Consider the following 21,565-nt stretch of genomic DNA (forward strand, 5'->3'; position numbering starts at 1 on the left):
TTCGGGGCGAGGGAGCGTTGCTGTCGTGGGTCCTCGTTACTATCGGGAATTGCGCAGCCGACCGGAAGATACAGCCGAACCACTTATCGCTACATACATTGAATCGATGAAGCATAACGTAAGTTAAAATTATTATTTTAATTAATTCCTGTATATTATAGATATGGAGCTGAAAGTTGAATCAAGTCGATCTCTGTGAGATCATAATTTCCTTCGGCAGCAGTGATGAACCTCCCCGTTCTTTCTATACTATCATACTCTCCCCAGAGATCTTCATTTTGAAGTAACGAAAAAGCGGTATCTGCCGTCACTTCATCCTCAAACGCCCATGCTCCGTATCTACTCTGTTCTTCGAAGTTAACGGATGAAGCTCCGATCTCAGGCTGATAATTCTGATCAATCGGCATATATGTATCGTCCTTCGTCATAGTCAAACTGTCGTGTACGTCCAGAACCTCGATAACCTCTCTCGTCTCCACACCTGGTGTCAATTCATTTTTTGTTTCCTGTTCTAGTACGTCGACGATCACATCATTCGCACGTTCAAGTGGAACGCTGTAGGCCCATCCAACAATGTGCCGGCCATTACCGACAGCATGTGGATATTTATCTGCTTTATGGGTATATAGTGTATAATCCCCAATTTCTCGGTTCGTTCGATACCCTTGGTCTAATAATTGCTGTACAATGTCATTTTCCGAAACAGTATTAGGCAGCTGATCTATCTTCACCGTGGGCGATCCCTTCCCGGGATTTTCTTCGATAAACGTTTCCGGCACGTTAAAATCATAAAATTCAAATTTGTCATACATCGAATCACCGGCGTTAGATTCTGACATAAATGTAGTATCATAATTTTCGTGAAAATCTGAAGGGCTATACGATAGAGCATTAAAAACCTCTCCAGGAGGTAAGAGCATCCATTCTTTGAAAAATTCGACAGTATCAACATGGTCAAACGCAGGAATCTCGTAGGATGGCGTTTCTGTTGTTTCTACGGGAGTAGAGGTATCTGCCTCTGTAGTTGTTGTTTCGGATCCCGACCTATCGAGGGCCCCCAAACAACCTGTCACACCGATAATTCCGGTTGTACCAACCCCGCGAAGCATCTGTCTTCTCGAAAAGGAGGCTGAATTTCGACCATCTGTCATGATAGAGTGAGCACATTCGATATGTAAGTAGGTTGTGGAGTTCGCAGCACTTTCCCATCGCCTGTTTCACCGACGAGAGGTCGAACGAATCCGATCGCAACGGAGCCAACGGACCGGACTACCGTCCCCGCCTACCGATACTCGCAGTCGTTGGTCAGCTCGCCCAGCCCCTCGACGCCGACGGTGACGGTGTCGCCCTCCGCCAGCAACACCGGCGGCTCGCGGTAGACGCCGACGCCCGGCGGCGTCCCGGTGAATATCAGGTCGCCCGGCGTCAGCGTGAACGCCTGACTACAGAAGGACACCAGTTCGTCGATCCCGAAGATGAGCTGGTCGGTCGAGGAGTCCTGCAGGCGCTCGCCGTTCACCTCGGCGTAGATGTCCAAGTCGTGCGGGTCGTCGATCTCGTCGGCCGTCACGAGTTCCGGGCCGACCGGGGCGAACCCGTCGAGGCTCTTCCCGCGGACCCACTGGCCGTCGCCGTGCTGGAGGTCGCGGGCGGACACGTCGTTGCCGACGAGGTAGCCGGCGACGTGGTCCATCGCGTCGTCCTCGTCAACGCGGCGGGCCTCCTCGCCGATCACGACGACGAGTTCCGCCTCGTAGTCGACCTTCTCCGTGTACTCGGGGTCCCAGCCGATCGTGTCGTCGGGCCCGGCGACGGTCGTCGGGAACTTCGAGAACAACACCGGCGTCTCGGGGATCTCGTTGCCGCCCTCCTCGGCGTGGTCGCGGTAGTTCAGCCCGACGCAGACCACCTTCCCGGGGTCGCTCACGGGCGCGTGTCTGTCCACCTCGGCGGCGTCGTACACGCCGGTGCCGGTCGCCTCGGCGTACTCGACGGCCAGCTCGGCCTTCCGGCGCCACTGCCAGTCCGCGAGCAGGTCGACGGTCGCGTCGGGGATCTCGACGCCCGCGGCCGCGCCGGCCTTGGGGAGTCGAACGATCGTGTCTTCTTCGAGCGCGACGCCGGTCCACGCGGCGTCGTCCTCGGATGTACTGTATTGTCCAAGTCGCATCGTGTGTGTCGTGAAAGCGGTAGTTGGGGAGGGTGATATCGTCGCGCGAGGCGGCTCAGAGATCGATCCCGGCGTCGTCGATGAGCCGGTGGCCCGACTCGACGAAGCGATCGAACTCGGAGCGGACGAGGTCGTTCGTCAGCTCGCCGTCCCGCTTGACGGGCTCGCCGTCGACGAGGACGGTGTCGATGTGGGAGGGGTCCGACTGGAAGACGATCGTCTGCACCGCCGAGTGCGACGGCGCGGTCATGAAGTCGCTCGCGTCGAGCACCACGACGTCCGCGCGCTTGCCGGGCGTGAGCGTCCCGATCTCGTCGTCAAGCCCGAGCGCCCGTGCGCCCTCGATGGTCGCCATCTCCAGGGTGTCGCGGGCGGTGAGTCCCAGTTCGGTGACCTCCTCGCCGGTCTCGAGGATCTCCTGGTTACGGAACATCCGCTGGACCTGCATCCCGACCCGCATCTGGGTGCCCATGTCGCCGCTGACGTTCGAGCAGACGTCGACGCCCCAGGCCGGGCGCCCGCCCGCCTCGAGCACCTTCCCGGTGACCGGGATGCCGTGGCCCATCTGCATCTCGACCTCCGGCGTCGCCGAGAAGGAGACGCCCTGCTCGACGGCGTGGTCGATGTCCTCCTGTGAGAAGTGGTTCCCGTGGGCGACGTTCACGTCGGGGCCGAGCAGGTCCTCGTAGGCGCCGAAGCCCTGGTACTCGGGGTTGTACTCCGAGGAGGTCCACTGCGCGGCGCCCATGTGGATGGTCGAGAGCGCGTCCAGCTCCCGCGCCAGCTCCAGGTCGGCGCAGGCGGTCTCGTCGGTACAGAAGTCCGGCCCCCGGAGCCCGATCGCCAGGCTGAGGAGGTCGTCGTCGCGGATCCGCTCGGCGTACAGCTCGCGGATGTTCTCCTCGGGGAGCCCCACGTCGCTGTCGTACCACCACGTCGGCGCGTCGTCGCCCGGCGGCCCGTACGTGTAGACCGCGCGCAGTCCGGCGTCCTGCAGCGCGTCGACGGCGCGCTCGCCGTGTTCGAGCGTGTTGGGGTACGACCAGTCGAGGGCCGTGGTCGTCCCCGTGTAGAGCTTCTCGAAGGCCCCGAAGAGCCCGCCGAGGTACATGTCCTCGGGTCCGTAGAGCCCGGTGATGTTGCCGAGCATGTGCTCGAAGTATTCGCCCATGAGCGACCAGTCCCCCGCGATCCCCCTGACCTGCGTCTGTGCGAGATGAATGTGCGAGTCGACGAGCCCGGGGAAGACGATCTTCCCCGACGCGTCGATCACCTCCGCGTTCGCGTCCGAGAGGTCCTCCCCGACCTCGACGATCTCGCCGTCCTCGATCAGCACGTCGCCGCCGGCGATCTCCCCGATATCGGGGTCCAGCGTGACGACCGTGCCATCCCTAATGATCGTTTGTCCCATGTGCATCGGCAACATGGGTGTACGGGTATGAAAGTATTACCATTTGGTAAACGGCGATCCGCCAGGATCGAGACAAAGTGCTATATGTGGCTCGGCGCAATCTCCCGGCAATGAGCAAGTCGGACGAGGGGTCCGTCCCGGCGGACACCCGCGAGGACATCATGGAGGCGACGTTCCGCGCCCTCAGCGAGCACGGCTACTCCGACCTCCGCATGCGCGACATCGGCGAGGAGATGGAGATGACGCGGCAGGTGATCCACTACCACTACGACGGGAAGCAGGACCTCATGTCGAGTTTCCTCGAGTACATCATCGACCAGTACGAGGGGAGCGTCGAGGTCGACGGCGACGCCCCGCCGCGCGAGGAGTTGGAGGCCCGCGTGCATCAGTGCCTGTTCGGCCCGGGGTTCGAGGAGTTCTCCCACTGGGACCGGATGAAGGTGTACCACGAGCTGTTCACCCACGCCCAGAACGACGAGGACCACCGCGCCATCTTCAACGAACACTACGACCGCATCCGCGGCAGCATCACCGAGGTCGTCGAGGACGGCATCGAGCGGGGGGTCTTCCGCGACACCGACCCCGAGCGGGCGGGCCAGCTGATCACCGACATCATCCACGCCGCCCGCGGCCGCAAGCTCTCGCTGGGCCACGACGACGCCCCCGAACGGGCGTGGCGCTCCATCGACGAGTTCGTCGTCGACTCGCTGCTCGCCGAGGACGCCGACGCCGAGAACTGAGACGCTCGCGACCCGTCCGCGGTCGGGGCCGCTGCGGTCGTCCTCGACCGAACTGAAGGCCCCCGCGCCGCCGGCGACATCGGCCGTCACTCGCCGTCGCTTCCCTGGCTCGCGTCGTCCGCGTCGCCGAAGACGCCCGCCGCCTCCAGCTCGTCGAGCTCCGCCTCGGAGTAGCCCAGCTCCGCGAACACCTCGCGGTTGTGTTCCCCCAGCAGCGGCGGCGCCCGGTCGAAGCCGCTCTCGCCGTTGGCGAACTTCAGCGGGTGCTCGATCACCGGGATCTCCCCCAGCTCGGGGTGTTCGATCTCGGAGACGGCGCCGCGGGCGTCGATCTGCGGGTTGTTCAGCGCCTCCTCGACCTCGTACACCGGACCTGCGGGGACGCCGCCCTCCTCGGCGATGATCTCGATCCACTCGTCGGTCGTCTTCTCCGTGAGCGTCGCCTCGATCTCGGCTTCGAGGGCGTCCTGGTGTTCGACCCGGTCGGCGTTCTGCGCGAATCGGTCGTCTTCCGGGAGGTCCGGGCGGTCGATCACCTCGCATAGCTCGTGCCACAGCTTCTCGTTGAGGATGCAGACGTTGATGTACCCGTCCTTCGTCTCGAACGTCTGGTACGGGGCGAGGACGGGGTCCTTCGTTCCCATGCGTGTGGGTTCCTCGTCGGCGAAGACCATGCCGGCCTGCTTCGTGAGCCACGGCAGCGTCGCCTCCAGCATTCCCAGATCGATGTACTCGCCCTCGCCGGTCCGCTCGCGGCGGTACAGCGACGCCATCGCGCCGAAGCCGGCCCACATCCCCGTGATGAGGTCGGTCATCGGGACGCCGACCTTCACGGGCTGGCGGCCCTCCTCGCCGGTGACGCTCATCAGGCCGCTCATCCCCTGGATGAGCAGGTCGTACCCCGAGCGCTTCGCCCACGGCCCGGTCTGTCCGAACGCGGAGATCGCGAGGTAGATGAGCTGGTCGTTGTACTCCGAGAGCGTGTCGTAGTCGATGTCGAGACGCTCGGCGGTGCCCGGGCGGTAGTTCTGGACGACGATGTCCGCGTGCTCGACCAGCTCGTAGAACGCCTCCTTCGCGCGGTCGTTCTTCAGGTCGAGTTCGAGGCTCTGCTTGCCGTAGTTGACCGTCCAGTAGTACGGCGACTCGCCCTGGATGAACGGCGGCCCCGAGTGACGGATCGCGTCGCCGTACCCCGGCTGTTCGACCTTGATCACCTCCGCCCCGAGGTTGGCGAGCATCGCCGAACTGAACCCGCCGGTCACGAACGTCGAGAGATCGAGGACCTTCACGCCCTCGAGCATCTTCCCCTGCGTCGATGGTGAATCGGTGTCGGTGTCGGACATTGTGGTGTTCCGTGCCGCGGGGTATCCCGCCGCGTCTTCGTCGCCTCCCGTTTTGCTTACCGCTCGGTAAAGGTTTCGGCGACGCCGGCGGGGTCCCTCGCTCTCGCTCACTGGTCCCACGTTCACTGTCCCACGCTACCGCTCCAAGTGCCACGCGGCCCCGAGCGCCTCGACGATCGGGTCGGGGTCGGACACATGGGCGACCGACAGCGACCGGTTCGCGTTCGCGTCGTCGTCGTTCACCTCCTCGGGGTCGGGCACCGTCAGCCCGACGTCGGGTCCGGCGTCGTCGTCGCCGCCGATATCGAGCGTCCGGGTGTCGAACACGCGGTCGACCGGGTCGCGGGCGACGCTCGCGTCGGTGACGGCGGTCCCCTCGATGCGCGCCTGCGGCTCGTCGAGCAGGCGGTCGTACACCACGAGCACGCCGTCGTAGGCGCGGTACTCGACGCTCCCGTAGGCGAGATAGCGCCCGAGCGCCCGGACGCCGACGAACGCCACAAGCGCGAGCGCGGGCCAGACCGCAAGCGACCACGCCCCCAGACCCACGAAGAGGATCACGATCCCCCACACTACGAGCACGGCGCTCGACAGCGAGTACGTCAGCCCCCGGACCGCGGCGTCGACGACGGCGACGCGGCGGGCCGGCCGGACCGTGACGACCGGGTCGCCGTCGGGCACCGCGACCGGCTCCGGATCGATCTCGGTCTCTGCGCTCCCGTAGAACCGGTAGAACCACCCGCGCCGGTCGGGGTCGCGCTCGATCTGCAGCGTCCGGAGATCGAACGCGAGCTTTCCGGCGACGACGAGCCCGAGCACGGCGTCGCCGGCGACGCCAGACCCCGCCAGCCCCCCGGCGACGAACACGAGCCCTCCGACGGCGAACAGGTGCATGAACGGGACCAACAGCACCGACCGCGGGGAGTGATCGCGGAACCCCCCGCCGCGGAAGTAGTCCGCCCACGTCTCGTATCCGCGGCCGGCGACCACGGCCAGCCCGCCGAGCAGCAGTTGCTCGGCCACGGCGTCGGTGATCGTCGGGTCCGGCAGCGCGAACACCGTGAACGCGACGACCGTCTCCAGGGGAGCGAGGAAACACGCGACCACGAGCAGCGTCGGGAGGTTCCGGAGGTACACCGGCGGGATCGGGTCGGGGAGGGTGATCTCCCCGCGCTTCGTCTGGAACGGCCCGAACAGCCGCGAGTCGTCGTCGATCGCGTTGTTCGGGCGCTTCGCGGCGAAGGGGACCTTCGGGACCGCCCACCAGACGCCGGCGATCACGTCGACGACGAACACCCCCAGCAGGACCGTCGTCGACCACCCGAACGCGAGGACGCCGACCGGGGCGACGAGGTTCGACGCGAGCACCGCGAGGGGACCGGACCGAAGCGCGGGCGGGGCGGGGAGGGCCGATCGCACACACGCCCGTCACCGCGGATCGGGAAACGCGCTATGGTTCGCCTCGACGCCGGGAGAAGGCGGAGACTGGCGGACGAGCGGGACGGGACGGGAAGAGCGAGCGGACGGGGGAGAGCGCCCCGGCGACGCTACTCCTTGGGGAGCCGTGCGACGAACTCGCCGGGGCCGCGCTGTTCGACCTCGTAGCCGTCGGCGTCGAAGTCGTCGACCTCGGCGTCGAACTCGTAGAACAGCGGCTGCGGGTCGTGGTCGTTGATCAGCTCCAGCGACTCGCCGGCGTCGAGCTCGGCGAACGCGTCGTGGATGGTCGGATGGCGCTTCGCCGGCGGGATGTCTCGGATGTCGATCGTTTCGGCAGGCATGCGATCGTCCCTGGGGCCGCAAGCGGGGTAGCCCTCGCCCCGAACGTCTTCGGACCCGCCCCGGGATCGGTCACGCGTGCTCGACGGCGACGTGCCACTCGTCCTCGCTCACGTGCGTGGTCCGGTGGGTGAACCCCCGCCGGTCGAGTTCCGCATACAGCGGCTCGGGCTCGAATCCGTTCACGATCACCAGCGTCTCGTCGCGTCCCAGGTCCGCCAGCGCGTCCACGATCGGGTCGAACGGCGGCTCGTCGATCTCACGGACGTCGAGGACGTGGGTGTCATCGTCGGACGCCCCGTGTGCGTCCTCCTCGGTCGGATCGGAGGCGTCTCGCGTGCGTGTCATACCCCCGACTTCGGTCGGGAGAACGGTGGGCGTTCGCCCGATGATGTTCGTATCGAGGCGGCCGGTCACTCGTGTCGTCGCTTCCGACGCTCCAGATACGCGAGTGCGCCGAGGACGTTCACGACCGGCATCGCCGCGGCGTGGACCCAGATCCCGTCGGGCGGGTCGGGGAGCCGGCGCATGTCGAGATATATCAGGAGCGGGATCGCCAACTCGACCGCGAGGAAGGCAAGGAGCGCCAACCTGAGCGGCCGCGACGCGGACGCGAGGAACGAGCCGTCGCCGAACAGGCCGGCGGCCACGAGCACGAACAGCGCCGCGACGCCTGCCAGTTCCGCCAGCGTCCACCCCCACAGCGCCCGTGCCGTCTCGTCGGAGACCATGGAACGACCTGTCGATCCACTCCACGGGGACAAATCCCTGCCGACGGTTCCGGGCGGGTACGCGAGTGGAACCCGGGACGGTCGGGACGGCGTTCTGCCCGGCGTCCGGTTTTCGCTCCCGCGGTCCGAGGATACCGTCTTTACCTCCCGCGACCCGAGGATCCCGTATGGACGACGTGGACGAAGCCGCGCTCGCGGAGCTCGCGTCGGCGCTGGCGGACGCGGAGACGGCGGTCGCGCTGACGGGCGCGGGGATCTCCGCGCCCTCGGGCGTGCCCACCTTCCGCGGCGAGGACGGCGTCTGGGGCGACGAGTTCGACCCCGAAGACTTCCGTATCGGTCGCCTTCGCCGTGATCCCGCGGGGTTCTGGCGGGACCGCGTCGACCTCCACGACCGGCTCTTCCCGGACGGTGTCGAGCCCAACTCGGCGCACGAGGCGCTGGCGTCGCTGGAGGCCGCCGGCCGGCTCGACGCGGTCGTCACGCAGAACACCGACGGGTTCCACGCGGCCGCCGGGTCGGAGACGGTCCTCGAACTCCACGGCAACGCCGCGCGGGTCGCCTGCGTCGACTGCGGGGCGACGCGGCCCGCCGAGCCCGTTCACGAGCGGGTCCGGACGGCGGTCGAGGCCGGCGACGACGAGGCCCTCCCGCCGACGTGCCCGGACTGCGGCGGCCCGCTGAAACCGGACGTGGTGCTGTTCGGCGAGTCGCTCCCCCGCAGCACGTTTCAGCGGGCACGGGCGTTCGCGGCCGACAGCGACGTCTTCCTCGCGATCGGGTCGTCCCTGGAGGTCGAGCCGGCCGCATCGCTCCCGAGGCGGGCCGCCGCGGGCGGGACGCTGGCGATCGTCAACCTCGCGTCGACGCGGGCCGACGGACGGGCGGACATCCGCTTGCGTGCCGACGTGACGGACGTGTTGCCCGCGCTCGCGGCGCGGCTGGACGCCGATTGAGAGCGAGGAGGCGATCGAGTGGGGCGCCAGTGACACGGTCGCCGTTCGGTCACCACGTCCCCAGGACGACCGTCAGTTCCGAAGATCCCTCGGGCTCGGTCACCCGCACGTCGAACCCGACCGCGAGGAGGGTCGCCTCGCCGGCGCGCTCCTGGACGACGACGCCGTCGATCGCCTCACAGTCGCCGAACGCGCGGTTGGGACCTCGCGGGCAGTTCGCACCCGTCCACGTCGACGCCGCGGTCGCGTTTCGCGTCACGTCCACGGCGACCGTCTCCGAGAGCCGGGCGGTCTCGATCCCGCGCACGTCGGTCGCGATCGCCGCGTCGAACGCCGCGACCGTCCGCTCGCGTTCGCTCCACGGGGTGCGGTCGACCGCGGTCGAGGCGTTGGTCGCCGCCCGATCGAGCGCGCGCAGCGCGTCCTCGCCCGGGGTGTCGCGTTCGGCGGTCGCGGCCACGTCGGGGTGAGCGCCCAGCGTGAGATACGCCAGCGCCATCGGCACCAGCGCCGCCGCTGCGACGGCCGCCGCCAGCAGCACCAACTGCGCGCGGTCGCGGTCCCCGTCGCCGCCGTTCATACGTACCACACCCACAGCACCACCTCCCCGCCGGCCGTCGTGATCGACGCGCGACCGGTCGCTACCCCGTTCGGGCGCTCGAAGCCCACCGCGCCGTGGGGCGTCTCCACGCGAAACAGGAGGTTGTCGCCGAGGATGCGACGCACCCGCTCGCGCAACGCCCCCCGCTCGCGCTCGAACGCCGCCGGCGACCGGCTCACCTCGTCGAGTCGCGTGCCGCCGGCGTGTCGTGGCGGCTCCTCCGCGAGCACGGTGCCGGCGTCGTCGGCGTACGCGTCGAGTTGCGCCTCCGCGGTCCCCGGCTCGGGCAGCGCCAGCCCGAACGAGGCCGCGACCGCCAGCAGGAACGCGACGCCGACGGCGGCCTCGAGGATCGGGAGCGAGAGCTGGGCGCGATCCGTCCCATCAGGCATCGACCGTCACCTCCAGCGTCGCCTTGCGGGTGCGCTCCGGGGTCGATATCACCCCGACGGTCCCGGTCGCGTTCGCGTCGAACGAGAGCGTGAGCGTCTCCGCCCGGCTGACCGGAACCGTCTCCGTGCCGCGGAGCCCGCCCGGACGGTGGAGGACGATCCGGCCGTTCGCGCGGACCGTTTCCACGTCCGCCTCGTCGAACGCGAGCCGGACGCGGTCGGTCCGGCGCGGGAGCGTCACTGCCCCCGCGGCGTCGACCTCGCGGGCGCGTTCCTCGGTCGCCGAGACGAGGACGATCCGACGGAAGGAGACGCCGTCGGTCGGATCGCCCCGCCGGACCACCGCCCGACCGTCGACCCGAACGACGAACGCGGCATCCGTCAGCGGCGGCGCGAGCGCGGCCAGTTCCTCGGGAGCGAGCGAATCGAGCGCGCTGGCGTTCAGGACGTTCTCCCGCCGCGTCGCTGGCGAGTCGGCGGCCGTCAAGCGTTCGGCCACCGCGACGGCCGCGCGGCGCTCGCCCGGCTGGCGGTCGGCGCCGGCGAGGGCTCCCTCGGCGAGCCCGAGCGTCACGCCGATCGTCGCCGTGAGGACGATCAACGCCGCGACGAGCGCCGCGAGGTTCGCCTGCCCGCGGCGGTGCGTTCGGTCGCCTCCCGTCCCCTTCTGCCGGGTCATCGACTCACCAACTCGATCGAAAGCCGTCCGTCCCCGCCGGCGACCGTGACCACCGTCTCCGCTCCGCTTCGCCACGCCCCGCTCACGGACGCGACGCGGTCCGGGAGCGCGAGCCGCAGCGATCCGCCGACCGACGGGTTCGGGTGGTCGAGCCGGACGGCCCCGTCGGCGGCGACGATCCGGTACCCCGTGCCGCGGATCGTCGCCGGGATGTCGACGCGGCGTTCGACCCGAACCGACGATGCGCGGGGCGGGACGGCGATTTCGATCTCCGTCGCGGCGCCGGCGAGCGCCCGGTCGGCCACGCGGTCGGCCGCGGCGTCGCGGTAATCCGGAACCGCACCGCCGAACAGCGCCGTCGACAGACCGCCGACGAACAGCACGACGAGCCCGATCTCCAGGGTCTTCGAGACGACCGGCGTCACCGCGCGTTCGCGACGGCCGTCGGACCGGGCGGACGCGTCGATCGGGCGGCGTCCGGTCATCGTCCCGCCTCCGCGTCGAGGCTGTGCACTACGAGGTACAGCTCACGGGAGCCGGGTAACCGCGCGACGACGCTGTCGACGCCGTCGCCGTCGAGGTCGCGAACGGTCGTGACTGCGCCGCGTTCCTCGAAGAACGACCGCCACGGGCGGGGCGTCGCGGTCTCGACGGCGATCCGCCACTCGCCGTCGCCGTAGGCGCTGCGGTCGTGGCGCACGCGCGTCGACAGGGGAACCCGCCCGCCGCCGGCGTACGAGAAGCGCGCGTCGCCGAGGTCGGCGACGCCGACGACCGTCGTTCCGGCCGAAGTCGCAAGCGGCGGGTCGGCGTCCATGACGGCGTTGCCCGGCGGCCCCCGGACGACCGCGCCGCCGACGAACGCGACGCGGTGGCCGTGGCTCGACCAGACGACGCCGCCGGCCTCCACGCGTCGGACCTCGCCGCTCTCGTTCAGGATCCGGACCGTCCGGTTCACGGTGTGCAGGCGGCCGTCGCTGTAGGAGACCGTGCCGCGGTGGTGACCGGTGACCTCGACGGGCGCGAGCGCGGCGTCCAGATCCGCCGACACCCGGCCGGCGTCGACGCCCGCGGTGTTCGACTCCACGACGGTTCCGACGGTCGCCGTGAGGCCGGCCATCGAGACCGCCGTGATGCCGAGCAGCAGCGCGATGCCGATGACGTGTGACTGGGCGCGGCGGTCGTGCTCGGCGTCGCGGCCGTCGCGTCCGTCGGCGCCGACGGACTCGTCGTCGCCGTCGCGGTTGCGAGGGATCACAGCAACCCCGCGACCGCGAAGACGGCGTAACACACGACCACGAGCGAACCGGAGTGGAGGAGCATCGCGTAGCCGCCGCGGCCGGCGGCGCCGGCGAACAGCCCCGAGGCGAACACCGTCGCCTGCGCGACGACGTAGAAGCGGCGGCGGTCGCGCTCGGGGTCGACGGCGGTCGGGTCCAGCGCGCCGCCGCCGGCCGACAGCGACGCGAGATCGGAGAACCCGTCGAGCACGGTGAGGTTCACCGCGACGACGATCCCAACGACCAGCAGCGCGGTCGTCCACCCGACGGCGACGTAGACGAACATGTTGGCCCGGAGCGCACGCTTCTCGTGATAGAGTCGGCCGACTTCGGCCTGAAGCGTCTCGAACACCGCGTCCGCGTCGCTGCCGGCGTCGAGCGCGCCGGAGACGAGCCCGATCGTCTGGGCCGCAAGGGGGGTGCCGACGCGCTCGGTGAAGCGTCGAAGCGCCCCGGTTTGGACGTCCTCTTCCCGGCCGCCGCCGATACCGAGCGCGAACGCCAGGTCCGACACGTCCGGGTTCAGCCGGCCGAGGTCGACGTTCCGAGCGGCGTGGTCGACCGCCGCGGCAAGCGGCTCGCCGAGGGCGACGCGACCGGCGACGGCGTGGACGAAGTCGCTGATCTCCCGGTCTTTCGCGTCGTCTATCCGGCCGCGGCGGAGCGCGATCCCGCCGACGGGGACCGCGTAGGTCGCGTAGCCGAGCAGCGCGGCGTTCACGGGGTCGACGCCGGTCGCGAGGAGGCCGCCGAACGAGACGACTCCCAGCGGCGCGAGCGCGACGGCCGCGCTCGCGGGGTTCGTCGGGACCGACCGCACCAACGCCGGCGGGTCGCGCGGGGGTGCGTAGCTCGCCCGTTGGTCGGTCGGTCGGAGGTCTGAGACGAACGCGGCCGCGGCGGCGCCGAAGACGACGACCGCGCCGGCGGCGCCGTACACTGCGATCGCCCGCGCGGTGGTCGTTCCGAGCGGGGTCGCGATCCCCGCGGAAAGCCCCGGTGTGAGCACGCTCATCACCGTGAGGACGATGACGAGCAGCGCCGGGAGGACGAGAAGCACCACGAACAGCTCCGCGACGAGTTCCATCACGTCGGCGTTGCGCTCGCGCGTCTGCTCGCTGCGATGGCCGAGCATCCGCGACTCCAGCGTGAGATACCCGGTCAGCGCGTCGTCGCCCTGGGCGGCGTGCTCGCGGAACTTCAACAGGAACGGCGCGAGCGCGTCACGCGAGGGCGTGTCGCGGGCGACGCGGCCGATCCCCTCGTTCAGGCTTCCGGTGAGGGAGGCGGTCGTGAGCGCCGCGCGGATCGAGACGGCGGTCTCGCCGTAGGCGTCGTTGTCCCCGACGCGCCGCAGCATCGCCCGCGGGCCGTCGCTCCCCGACGACAGCGCGGTGAGAAACCGCGCTGCCCCCGGGAGCGTCCGCTCGATCCCGTTTCGTCGCGCCCTCGTGCGCCACCGGAGTCGAGCGCCGGCCAGCTTGACCGTCGCGTGCTTGACGGCGGCCCCGGCGAGGCCGGCGACCGCGGCGGCGACGTACGGCGACGGTATCGCTCCGACCCCGATGCGACCCGGAATCGCCGCCGTGACGACTGCCGCGAACGGTGAGGGAGCGGCGGAGACGATCACGAACATCCAGCCGACCGTGAGCACGCACGCGACCCACGAGAGCCCGTACGCCCGCGCGACGTACACGTCGAAGCTCGTCGACATCGCCGCCCCGCGGTACCGCTTCCGGTCGGCCGCGTGACGGCGAGCGTCGGCGTGGCGCGAGAACAGCGTGTACAGCGCCCGATCGAGCATCGAGAGGTCGCCCTCGCCCCCGACACGGAGGCCGGAGGACCGCTCGGGTGCGCCCACTGACGCGCCGTCGGCAGTCGGATCGTTCATCGGCGATTCCCTCTCGTGCGTTCGCTCGCCGGCCCGAACGCCCCGCTCGACCGTTCGGGACCGCGACGACGGCCGCCGTCGGTCGCGGTGTCCTGGGCGCCGGCGGCGGGCGCGTCCTCGTCGTCGCGGGCGGCCGTCTCGCGACGGACGCGCTCGACGGTCGCCGCCTCGTCGGTGCGCAGGTCCGCGAGGAAGTCGAACGTCTCCTCGACGTCGGTCACGCCCTCGCGGACGAGATACCGGACGTAGCGGTGTTTCCGATGGAACTCCCGCTCGACGGCCTCGACGGTCCGGTCGGTCCGGTCGGCGATGCCGTGGAACACCCGATGGTCGAGGCGCCGCGTCGCGTCGCCGAGTTCCGGGTGGTCGTACGCGAACGAGAAGTCGCCGTCCGGGTCGCGGTCGAGGACGCGGTTCCAGCCGACCGCGGCGCCGTCCTTCTCGACGACGCCGTTCGCCCCCGCGCAGTCGTCGAATGCGCCGTCGACGCCGATCTCGATCGCCTCGCTGACGTAGCGATCGCCGTCGGCGTTGTGGGGGAACACGACGAGGTCGATCTCCCCGAGGAGGTACGGCGGAAGGCCCTGCTCGATGACCCGGTTGACGAGCGCGTCCACGTCGTCGGCGTGGGTCGTGCCGAGCACGCCGTGGCCGGTGTTGAGGCTCTCGGCGAACGTCTCGAACGACGCCGGCGTGTTCACCTCGGCGATGACCTCCACATCGGGGTTCAGGTAGTTCGTCTCGGTCATCAGGTCCGCCATCGTGACGCGTTTGAACTCGTTCTCGTGCTCGCGGGTCGTCAGCGAGATACCCGTCTCGTGGGGAAGCAGCACCTCGCGGCTCCCCTCGTCGATGGAGACGGGCCGCGCGTCGAACGGAATGAACGGGGTGTGCGCGTTCAGCAGCGTCGTCTTCCCGACGCCCGTCGCTCCGGAGAACAGAACGACGCCGCGGTGCTCGTACAGCATCCACAGGAGCGTGACCAGCTCCGTCGGGAGCGTCCCCGAGTTCAACAGATCGACCGGCGTGTGGGGATCGCTCGACTGCTTTCGAACCGACAGGTGCGGACCGCCGTCCGAGATGACCGGGAGCGCGACCGCACAGCGGATCGTGTCGGGGACGCCGTCGAGGTCGACGTTCACCTTCGCGCTGGGGTTGGAGGCGTTCAGCTCCGTCCCGTCGAGGGCGGCGAGTTGGGTGACGACGTTGACGAACTCGGTCTCCGAGTCGAAGCTGAGGTTCGTCGGCACGCGGCCGTCGGCGTCCAGCCCGACCCGCGGAACGACCTTCACGCGCTCGCCGACGCGGTTGGCCTCCACGTCCTCCAGGTGCGGATCCCGCAGCGGTACCGTGAGGACGCCCTGGCCGACGTAATCGCGCAGCACGTAGTACACGAGGTCCGCGAGCCGGTCGGGCGCGTATCGCGAGTCGACCGGCGGCACCGCCAGGTCGTACTCGGCGAGGGCCGACCGTACCCGGTAGCCGGTCGCATCGAGCCACGCGCGGGTGTCCCGGGCGGTGAGCCGGCGCGAGAGGAACCGGCGGGCTCGCTCGCGCACGAACGCCGCGCGGTCCTCGACGACCTCCGTCGCGGTCGTCTCCCAGACGCGTTCCTTGCACTCGGCGATCAGCTCCTCGTCGCCGGGGAGCAGCGGCGGCTCGCGGACGGCGTACTTCGTCGCGAAGCGGTCGTCGCCGAGCAGCCGGTCGCGGTACACCGCGACCTCGACGGCGAACCCCTCGAAACCGACCTCGTAGGTCCGGAGGCGCTCGCTGGCGACGCGACCGACGTACAACGCGTTCACGGGCACGTCGGTGACGGCCGGCGCGAAGTCGCTCGTGTGGACGACGACGCGGCCGTCCTCGCCGTTCACGTCGGCGACCTCGACGCGGTCGTCGAGCGCCATCGGCGTCACCCGCCCGAGCAGGCGAAACTCCCGGAGCGTGTGGTAGTCGACGCGCCGGCGCAGCGCGGGCGTCGCCTCGACGAGCCTGTCGAGCGCGCGCTCGTACTTCGGCTCGAAGCCGGCGTCGGCGCGTTCGACGGCGCCCGCGCGGGTGAGCGGCCGGCGGTGCTGGCCCGCGTCGAAGCGGTCGGCGACGGCGGCGACCGCCCGATCGCCGGCGGCGCCGAGGCTCGGCTCGCGCGTCTCGTAGCTGAACTCGCTGCCCGCGGCGCCGCGCCGCTCGCGGACGGTGGCGACGACGCCCGGATACGACTCGTACTGCGCCCGCACGTCCGGCGCATACCACGCGTCGGCAGATCCGGGCGGTTCGGGCGCCGGCACGGTCGGCCGATCGCCCGTCGGATCGGTCATTACGGCTTGTGATTCGATATGGTATTTAGTATTTTACATCGAAAATTAATGGGTGAGTGGAAGGAGATAACACGACTGCGACCCGGATCGCGCCCTGATAACGCTGGCTGCGGCCGGAACACCGAAGTTCCTACCTATCGACCCACCACCCGATGCCCTCCCTGTTGGAGCGACTGCTCGGAGCCGACACGCCCGACGAACAGGTCGACCTCGAATCGCGTCAGGGAACCGCCGACGAGGCGCTTCGCGACGCCGTCGACCGCGCCGGCCACCCGGTCGAGGACTGCGGCGTCACCGCCGTCGCGGTCGTCAACGAGGGACCGGACGGCGAGCCGGTCGTCGTCCCGGTCGCGCGGTTCTCGCTCGGCGAGGGCGTCGAGGAGCCGGACCGCGACCTCGTGTGGGACCTCGTCGGCGAGGCCGCCGCCGCGATGCGCGAGCCGTTCGAGGACGTGTTCGTCCGCCACTACGACGTGCAGTTCACGTTCGACGGGGACGAACTGTTCGAAGCCGAGACGTGTCGGCGAGTGTTGCTCACGACGGATCTCGTCGACCGCTTCGCGACCGACGCGGGGGTTGCGGTCGCGGACCTCCGCGCGGCCGTCGAGGCGGCCGACGACATCGACGACGAGGTCGCCCCGGTTGCGTGGGGCGAACCGGTCGATTACAGCCGGAGCGACGACGCCGCGGTCGTGGTCGGCGGGACGGCCGCCGCGGCGGCCGCGAGCGCGAGCGCAGCCAGCTGTGCGGGTGCCGGCGCGGCGGCGGGCGCCGGTGGCGGCGCCTGCTGACCGTCCCGGCGTCGGCGTCGACGTGCCGGTCGGCGTCGGGAGTCACCCGTCGGCGACCGCGTTCGCGACCTCGTCGGCGACCGTCGCGATCGCCTCGTGGGTTCGATCGACGCCCCGCATCGTCATGAAGCCGTGAACCATGTCCTCGTAGTTCAGGTAGCGCGTGGAGATGCCGTCGCGGACGAGTTGTTCGGCGTACGCCCGGCCGCCGTCGCGAAGGGGGTCGAACCCCGCGGTGACGACGGTCGCGGCGGCGACGCCCGAGAGGTCGCCCGCGTTCGTCGGGTCGGCGTACGGGTTGCGGCGGTGGATGTCGTTCCCGTAGTAGCAGTCGCCGAACCACTCGATGTCGGCCTCGTCGAGGACGATCCCCGCGTGGTCGCGCATCGAGGGCAGGTCCGGGTCGATCCCGACGCCGGGGTACAGGAGCGACTGGTGGGCGATCTCGGGGCCGTCACGCTCTGCGGCCATGAGGGCGACGACGGCCGCGAGGGTCCCGCCGGCGGAGTCGCCCGCGACCGCGACGGTTCCGGTCCCCCGGACCGCGTCCGGGTGCGCGGCGACCCACTCGACGGCGGCGTACGCGTCCTCGACGGCCGCCGGGAAGGGATGCTCCGGGGCGAGGCGGTAGTCGACGGCACAGACGGCACAGCCGCTCTCGGTCGTGAGATGGCGACACAGCCAGTCGTGCGTCCCGAGGCTCCCGAGAACGAACCCGCCGCCGTGGAAGAACACGACGGTCGGGTGCGGGCCCTCGCTGTCCGGGAGGTAGAGGCGGACGTCGAGGTCGCCGGCGGGGCCGGGAATCGACCGATCGACGACAGCGCCGACTTCCGGCGGGTTCCGGTTCTGTACCCACGTGACGGGTCGAGTGACGAGCCGGAGGAGCTTCAGCCCGTACCGACTGTGCGGGAGCGGGATCCGGCTCTGTCGCTCGACGGCCGCCCGGGCCTGCGGATCGATCTCGTCGGCGTGCACTGGGACAGCTTCGCACGGCGGATACTAAATCCTCGGTGGGAACCCGACCGCCAAGCCCCGACACCCCGACCACCTCAACCGGCTCGACCGGCCCGAGCGTCCCGACCGGCTCGATCGGCCTGACCGCCCCACCCCGCTGACCGTCTCGGCCGCCCCGTCCGTCCGGTGGCGACGTCCACGACGCCGGAGGTGCCGGTTCCCCGCCGGGCTAGACATATATTCGTGGAGCCCGTCCGTTGTTTCGACCATGAGACAACGACCCACACCCCGCGGTCGGGACCGCTAATCCGGACAGTGACCGGGAGCGAACGGACGCGGCGACAGTTGCTCGCGGCCCTTGGCGGCGCGGCGACCGTCGGGCTCGCCGGCTGCGGCGGCACGAGCGGCGGACCGAACGCCAGTGGCGACACGGCCGCGGCGCCGACGACCGGGACCACGGCGAATCCCCGAACGGAGACGGAGACGGCGACCCCCGAACCGGCGTACGAGGCGTGTATGGAGCCGGTGGGCTGTCTCTCGTTCGACGAGCCCCCGGAGACGTGGGCCGCCAACGCCGGCATCTACTGCGACATCGGCGTCGCGCTCGGGCTGGCCGACCGGCTCGCGGCGATCGGCTCGCCGCGGCGGTACTACACCGGGTACTACGAGGAGCTGCCGGGCGTCTCGTTCGACAAGAGCCAGTATCCGGTGCTGTCGCGGGGCACGCGGATGCCCAAGGAGTCGTTCTACGCCGCCGACGCGGACCTCCACGTCATCGACCCGGTGTGGATGGTGAACACCTTCGGATGGACGGAGGCCGACATCGAGGAGATCGCGACGAACGTCGGCCCGTTCTTCGGCAACTACATCCGCGAACAGCAGGACGCGTGGCACACGTACCGGTATCCGACGCTGTCGGAGGCGTTCGGCAACGTCGCGGCGCTGTTCGGCCGGCGCGACCGCTACGAGCGGATCGAGCAGGTACGCTCGGAGCTGGCCGAGACGATCCGCTCGCGGCTGCCCGAGGAGCGCACGGAGGTGTTGCTCCTGCGACCCCAAGGGATCCCGCCGAACTCCTTTTTCCCACAGTACATGGACGACTCCGTCTCGGATCTCCAGTGGCAGGTCGTCGAGGTCGAGGACGCCCTGACGGACAGCGGGATCCCCGAGTGGGGCGTCCGTATCGACTACGAGACGATCGCGCGGCTCGACCCCGAAGTGATCGTCATGGAGACCCAGTTCGCGGACGACTTCGTGCTCGACGACGAGTCGTTCCGGGAGTTCACGCTGGGGTTCATGCGCGACCACCCGGTCGCCCGCGACGTGACCGCCGTCGAGAACGGCCGTGTCCATGCCGGCGGCATCAACTACCAGGGCCCGATGGTCTCGCTGTTCCAGACCGAGCACGCCGCGCAGGTGGCCTATCCCGACGAGTTCGGCGACGAGGAGCTGTTCGACCGCGACCGCGTCGCGGGGATCGTCACGGGCGACGGATGAGCCGCGGCCGTCCGCGGACGCGAAGGCGAACGCGCTCGCGTGACGGACGACCCCCGCGACCGCCGGGGTGTCGCGATGGCCGGTGAGACCCGCGGGGAGACGGGGACGGCCGCCGACCGGCGGCTCGCGTGGGTGAACCGGCAGCTCGTCGGCGTCGCCGTCGGCAGCGTCGCCGTCGTCGTCGTCGCGGCGACGCTGCAACTGAGCTTCGGCGCGTATCCGGTTTCCCCGCTGGGCGCGTGGCGGGCGCTGGCTGACCCCGAGGTGCTGCTCAGCGCGGCAGCCTGGCGGGCGTTCCTGCTCGGGGGGAGGGTACCGGACTACGGGACGGCGACGCTCGTCGTGTGGACGATCCGGCTCCCGCGCGTGCTCGTGGCGCTGCTCGTGGGTGCGAACCTCGCCGTCTCGGGGGCCGTCCTCCAGGCGATCACCCGCAACGAGCTCGCGAGCCCGTTCGTCCTCGGCGTCTCCTCGGGTGCCGGCCTCGCGGTGTTGCTCACGGTCGTCGTGTTCACCGGGCTGCTCCCGCTGCTCCCGCTGTTCGCGGCCGTCGGTGGCGGGGTCGCGTTCCTGCTCGTGTACGCCATCGCGTGGCAGGGCGGCACCAACCCGGTGCGGCTGGTGCTCGCGGGCGTCATCGTCTCCAGCGTCTTCGGCTCGGTGCAGACGGGGCTGTTCCTGCTCATCGAGGACATCGGGCTCGTCCAGAGCGTCGTCGCGTGGACGACCGGCTCGCTCGTGGGAACAGACTGGGCACAGGTGCGAATGCTGCTCCCGTGGTCAGTCGCCGCGGTCGGGGCGTCGCTGCTGGGCGCCCGCGAGCTGAACGTCCTGACGCTTGGCGAGGAGACGGCCGCCTCGCTCGGGCTTTCGGTCGAGCGCGTTCGATTCCTTCTCTCGAGCGTCGCGGTGCTGGCGGCGGCAGCGAGCGTCGCCGCCGCGGGGATCGTCGGCTTCGTCGGCCTCGTCGTCCCGCACATCGTCCGCCGGAGCGTCGGCACCGACCACAAGCGCCTACTCGTCGGCTGCGTCTTCGCCGGCCCGGCGCTGCTGCTCGCCGCCGACGCCGGCGCCCGGCTCGCGCTCTCGCCCGCGCAGATCCCCGTCGGCATCGTCACCGGGCTCCTCGGTGGCCCGTACTTCCTGTATCTCATGCGCAAACACGGCGACTTCGGAGGGTTCCAATGACCGACACACGCGACACCGACCGACCCGCCGGCGACGACGTCCTCGCCGCCGAGGACCTCGTGTTGCGCTACCCCGAGTCGGACACTCCGGTGATCGACGGTGCGACCCACGCGTTCCCCGAAGGCCGGGTCACCGCGCTCGTCGGACCGAACGGGAGCGGCAAGAGCACGCTGCTGCGCGGGCTCGCCGGGCGGCTCGCGCCCCGGTCGGGGACCGTGACGCTCCGGGGTCGGCCGCTCGACGACTACGGGGACCGGGAGCGCGCCCGCGAACTCGCTCGGCTTCCACAGGAGCCGACCGCACCCGACGGAATAACCGTCGAGGAGTTAGCCTATCACGGCCGCTATCCCCACCGGGGGTTCCTCGACACGGTCGACGACGCGGACGTTACGGCGGTCGACCGCGCCCTGCGGCTCGTCGGCATCGACCGCCTGCGCGACCGGCCGCTGGCGGACCTCAGCGGCGGCCAGCGCCGGCTCGCGTGGGTCGCGATGGTGCTGGCACAGGACGCCGACGTGCTCCTCCTGGACGAGCCGACGACGTTCCTCGACCTGCGCCACCAACTCGCCGTGATGGACGTGGTGCGGACGCTGCGCGAGGACGACGAGACGACGGTCGTGCTCGTCCTTCACGACATCGAGCAGGCCGCCCGCTACGCGGACGAGATGGTCGTCCTCCGACAGGGGGACGTCCACGCGGCCGGCCCGCCAGCGTCGGTGCTGGAGCCGGATCTGCTCGCGGAGGTGTTCGGCATCGAGGCCGAGGTCGAACCCGGACGCTTCGGCCCGCGGATCACGCCGATCGGGCCGGCCGATTCGGTGACTGGGTCGCGATGACC

General features: G+C 69.8%; 22 protein-coding genes. 6 read left to right on the forward strand and 16 right to left on the reverse strand.

Annotated elements, in window-relative coordinates:
* Positions 1–155: 155 nt before the first annotated feature.
* The 3 genes from K6T50_RS11300 to K6T50_RS11310 all read right to left on the reverse strand — a co-directional run bounded on the left by K6T50_RS11300 (position 156) and on the right by K6T50_RS11310 (position 3,581).
* On the reverse strand, positions 156–1,151 hold the full coding sequence (locus K6T50_RS11300) for a hypothetical protein (protein ID WP_222606694.1): 996 nt from the start codon (positions 1,149–1,151) through the stop codon (positions 156–158).
* A gap of 131 nt (positions 1,152–1,282) precedes the next feature.
* Positions 1,283–2,170: a fumarylacetoacetate hydrolase family protein gene (locus K6T50_RS11305; RefSeq protein WP_222606695.1), complete on the reverse strand. Its 888-nt coding sequence runs from the start codon at positions 2,168–2,170 to the stop codon at positions 1,283–1,285.
* Between the two features lie 55 nt (positions 2,171–2,225).
* Entirely contained in the window at positions 2,226–3,581 is a 1,356-nt protein-coding gene (locus K6T50_RS11310) for an amidohydrolase family protein (RefSeq protein WP_222606696.1), read from the reverse strand.
* A 110-nt stretch (positions 3,582–3,691) separates the two neighbouring features.
* Here K6T50_RS11310 and K6T50_RS11315 point away from each other — a divergent pair, with 110 nt between their 5' ends.
* On the forward strand, positions 3,692–4,321 hold the full coding sequence (locus K6T50_RS11315; protein WP_222606697.1) for a TetR/AcrR family transcriptional regulator: 630 nt from the start codon (positions 3,692–3,694) through the stop codon (positions 4,319–4,321).
* Between the two features lie 86 nt (positions 4,322–4,407).
* Here the strand turns inward: K6T50_RS11315 and K6T50_RS11320 are convergent, their stop codons facing one another.
* The 5 genes from K6T50_RS11320 to K6T50_RS11340 all read right to left on the reverse strand — a co-directional run bounded on the left by K6T50_RS11320 (position 4,408) and on the right by K6T50_RS11340 (position 8,177).
* A complete protein-coding gene (locus K6T50_RS11320; RefSeq protein ID WP_222606698.1) occupies positions 4,408–5,667 on the reverse strand; it encodes a CaiB/BaiF CoA transferase family protein in 1,260 nt (419 codons plus the stop codon).
* A gap of 135 nt (positions 5,668–5,802) precedes the next feature.
* A complete protein-coding gene (locus K6T50_RS11325; RefSeq protein ID WP_222606699.1) occupies positions 5,803–7,086 on the reverse strand; it encodes a DUF6498-containing protein in 1,284 nt (427 codons plus the stop codon).
* A 128-nt stretch (positions 7,087–7,214) separates the two neighbouring features.
* Positions 7,215–7,448: a DUF2249 domain-containing protein gene (locus K6T50_RS11330; protein ID WP_222606700.1), complete on the reverse strand. Its 234-nt coding sequence runs from the start codon at positions 7,446–7,448 to the stop codon at positions 7,215–7,217.
* Between the two features lie 70 nt (positions 7,449–7,518).
* Positions 7,519–7,794, reverse strand: a complete 276-nt coding sequence (locus tag K6T50_RS11335; RefSeq protein WP_222606701.1) for a DUF2249 domain-containing protein — start codon at positions 7,792–7,794, stop codon at positions 7,519–7,521.
* Positions 7,795–7,859: 65 nt separating this feature from the next.
* The gene (locus tag K6T50_RS11340; RefSeq protein WP_222606702.1) at positions 7,860–8,177 is read right to left on the reverse strand and encodes a hypothetical protein; all 318 of its coding nucleotides are present in this window, start codon (positions 8,175–8,177) and stop codon (positions 7,860–7,862) included.
* Between the two features lie 167 nt (positions 8,178–8,344).
* Between K6T50_RS11340 and K6T50_RS11345 the strand changes: the two genes are divergently transcribed.
* Positions 8,345–9,133 carry an SIR2 family NAD-dependent protein deacylase gene (locus tag K6T50_RS11345; RefSeq protein ID WP_222606703.1) on the forward strand — a complete coding sequence of 263 codons (789 nt, stop codon included), beginning with the start codon at positions 8,345–8,347 and terminating at the stop codon, positions 9,131–9,133.
* Between the two features lie 49 nt (positions 9,134–9,182).
* On the opposite strand, the gene K6T50_RS11350 is transcribed toward K6T50_RS11345, so the two are convergent.
* The 7 genes from K6T50_RS11350 to K6T50_RS11380 form a co-directional block, all read right to left on the reverse strand.
* On the reverse strand, positions 9,183–9,713 hold the full coding sequence (locus K6T50_RS11350; RefSeq protein ID WP_425601406.1) for a DUF7261 family protein: 531 nt from the start codon (positions 9,711–9,713) through the stop codon (positions 9,183–9,185).
* Entirely contained in the window at positions 9,710–10,126 is a 417-nt protein-coding gene (locus K6T50_RS11355; protein WP_222606705.1) for a DUF7262 family protein, read from the reverse strand. The genes K6T50_RS11350 and K6T50_RS11355 overlap by 4 nt, the downstream gene beginning before the upstream one ends.
* Positions 10,119–10,805, reverse strand: a complete 687-nt coding sequence (locus K6T50_RS11360; protein WP_222606706.1) for a DUF7263 family protein — start codon at positions 10,803–10,805, stop codon at positions 10,119–10,121. The genes K6T50_RS11355 and K6T50_RS11360 overlap by 8 nt, the downstream gene beginning before the upstream one ends.
* Positions 10,802–11,290 carry a DUF7266 family protein gene (locus tag K6T50_RS11365; protein WP_222606707.1) on the reverse strand — a complete coding sequence of 163 codons (489 nt, stop codon included), beginning with the start codon at positions 11,288–11,290 and terminating at the stop codon, positions 10,802–10,804. The genes K6T50_RS11360 and K6T50_RS11365 overlap by 4 nt, the downstream gene beginning before the upstream one ends.
* Positions 11,287–12,063 (reverse strand): DUF7289 family protein, encoded by a 777-nt coding sequence (locus tag K6T50_RS11370; RefSeq protein WP_225935311.1) that lies wholly within the window; start codon positions 12,061–12,063, stop codon positions 11,287–11,289. Before K6T50_RS11370 ends, K6T50_RS11365 begins: the two co-directional genes overlap by 4 nt.
* Positions 12,060–13,889 carry a type II secretion system F family protein gene (locus tag K6T50_RS11375; protein WP_225935419.1) on the reverse strand — a complete coding sequence of 610 codons (1,830 nt, stop codon included), beginning with the start codon at positions 13,887–13,889 and terminating at the stop codon, positions 12,060–12,062. Before K6T50_RS11375 ends, K6T50_RS11370 begins: the two co-directional genes overlap by 4 nt.
* Before the next feature lie 83 nt (positions 13,890–13,972).
* Positions 13,973–16,294 carry a type II/IV secretion system ATPase subunit gene (locus K6T50_RS11380; RefSeq protein ID WP_222606709.1) on the reverse strand — a complete coding sequence of 774 codons (2,322 nt, stop codon included), beginning with the start codon at positions 16,292–16,294 and terminating at the stop codon, positions 13,973–13,975.
* Between the two features lie 152 nt (positions 16,295–16,446).
* Here K6T50_RS11380 and K6T50_RS11385 point away from each other — a divergent pair, with 152 nt between their 5' ends.
* Entirely contained in the window at positions 16,447–17,085 is a 639-nt protein-coding gene (locus tag K6T50_RS11385) for a hypothetical protein (RefSeq protein ID WP_222606710.1), read from the forward strand.
* Positions 17,086–17,127: 42 nt separating this feature from the next.
* Here K6T50_RS11385 and K6T50_RS11390 read toward each other — a convergent pair whose 3' ends face one another.
* Complete coding sequence (locus tag K6T50_RS11390) at positions 17,128–18,063, reverse strand: alpha/beta hydrolase (RefSeq protein ID WP_222606711.1); 936 nt, start codon at positions 18,061–18,063, stop codon at positions 17,128–17,130.
* 294 nt (positions 18,064–18,357) lie between these two features.
* Here K6T50_RS11390 and K6T50_RS11395 point away from each other — a divergent pair, with 294 nt between their 5' ends.
* The 3 genes from K6T50_RS11395 (at position 18,358) to K6T50_RS11405 (ending at position 21,563) form a co-directional block, all read left to right on the forward strand.
* A complete protein-coding gene (locus K6T50_RS11395) occupies positions 18,358–19,539 on the forward strand; it encodes an ABC transporter substrate-binding protein (RefSeq protein ID WP_222606712.1) in 1,182 nt (393 codons plus the stop codon).
* 75 nt (positions 19,540–19,614) lie between these two features.
* Positions 19,615–20,727: a FecCD family ABC transporter permease gene (locus tag K6T50_RS11400; RefSeq protein ID WP_222606713.1), complete on the forward strand. Its 1,113-nt coding sequence runs from the start codon at positions 19,615–19,617 to the stop codon at positions 20,725–20,727.
* The gene (locus K6T50_RS11405; protein WP_222606714.1) at positions 20,724–21,563 is read left to right on the forward strand and encodes an ABC transporter ATP-binding protein; all 840 of its coding nucleotides are present in this window, start codon (positions 20,724–20,726) and stop codon (positions 21,561–21,563) included. Before K6T50_RS11400 ends, K6T50_RS11405 begins: the two co-directional genes overlap by 4 nt.
* Positions 21,564–21,565 lie beyond the last annotated feature (2 nt).

Origin of the sequence: Halobaculum magnesiiphilum, assembly GCF_019823105.1 — an archaeon.
GTDB classification, from domain to species: domain Archaea; phylum Halobacteriota; class Halobacteria; order Halobacteriales; family Haloferacaceae; genus Halobaculum; species Halobaculum magnesiiphilum.

What these genes read in the sequence shown, in the direction of transcription:
- K6T50_RS11300 (WP_222606694.1), bottom strand. Translation starts at nt 1,151, where the DNA reads ATGACAGATGGTCGAAATTCAGCCTCCTTTTCGAGAAGACAGATGCTT.
- K6T50_RS11305 (WP_222606695.1), bottom strand. Translation starts at nt 2,170, where the DNA reads ATGCGACTTGGACAATACAGTACATCCGAGGACGACGCCGCGTGGACC.
- K6T50_RS11310 (WP_222606696.1), bottom strand. Translation starts at nt 3,581, where the DNA reads ATGGGACAAACGATCATTAGGGATGGCACGGTCGTCACGCTGGACCCC.
- K6T50_RS11315 (WP_222606697.1), top strand. Translation starts at nt 3,692, where the DNA reads ATGAGCAAGTCGGACGAGGGGTCCGTCCCGGCGGACACCCGCGAGGAC.
- K6T50_RS11320 (WP_222606698.1), bottom strand. Translation starts at nt 5,667, where the DNA reads ATGTCCGACACCGACACCGATTCACCATCGACGCAGGGGAAGATGCTC.
- K6T50_RS11330 (WP_222606700.1), bottom strand. Translation starts at nt 7,448, where the DNA reads ATGCCTGCCGAAACGATCGACATCCGAGACATCCCGCCGGCGAAGCGC.
- K6T50_RS11335 (WP_222606701.1), bottom strand. Translation starts at nt 7,794, where the DNA reads ATGACACGCACGCGAGACGCCTCCGATCCGACCGAGGAGGACGCACAC.
- K6T50_RS11340 (WP_222606702.1), bottom strand. Translation starts at nt 8,177, where the DNA reads ATGGTCTCCGACGAGACGGCACGGGCGCTGTGGGGGTGGACGCTGGCG.
- K6T50_RS11345 (WP_222606703.1), top strand. Translation starts at nt 8,345, where the DNA reads ATGGACGACGTGGACGAAGCCGCGCTCGCGGAGCTCGCGTCGGCGCTG.
- K6T50_RS11350 (WP_425601406.1), bottom strand. Translation starts at nt 9,713, where the DNA reads ATGAACGGCGGCGACGGGGACCGCGACCGCGCGCAGTTGGTGCTGCTG.
- K6T50_RS11355 (WP_222606705.1), bottom strand. Translation starts at nt 10,126, where the DNA reads ATGCCTGATGGGACGGATCGCGCCCAGCTCTCGCTCCCGATCCTCGAG.
- K6T50_RS11360 (WP_222606706.1), bottom strand. Translation starts at nt 10,805, where the DNA reads ATGACCCGGCAGAAGGGGACGGGAGGCGACCGAACGCACCGCCGCGGG.
- K6T50_RS11365 (WP_222606707.1), bottom strand. Translation starts at nt 11,290, where the DNA reads ATGACCGGACGCCGCCCGATCGACGCGTCCGCCCGGTCCGACGGCCGT.
- K6T50_RS11375 (WP_225935419.1), bottom strand. Translation starts at nt 13,889, where the DNA reads ATGCTCGATCGGGCGCTGTACACGCTGTTCTCGCGCCACGCCGACGCT.
- K6T50_RS11380 (WP_222606709.1), bottom strand. Translation starts at nt 16,294, where the DNA reads ATGACCGATCCGACGGGCGATCGGCCGACCGTGCCGGCGCCCGAACCG.
- K6T50_RS11385 (WP_222606710.1), top strand. Translation starts at nt 16,447, where the DNA reads ATGCCCTCCCTGTTGGAGCGACTGCTCGGAGCCGACACGCCCGACGAA.
- K6T50_RS11400 (WP_222606713.1), top strand. Translation starts at nt 19,615, where the DNA reads ATGGCCGGTGAGACCCGCGGGGAGACGGGGACGGCCGCCGACCGGCGG.
- K6T50_RS11405 (WP_222606714.1), top strand. Translation starts at nt 20,724, where the DNA reads ATGACCGACACACGCGACACCGACCGACCCGCCGGCGACGACGTCCTC.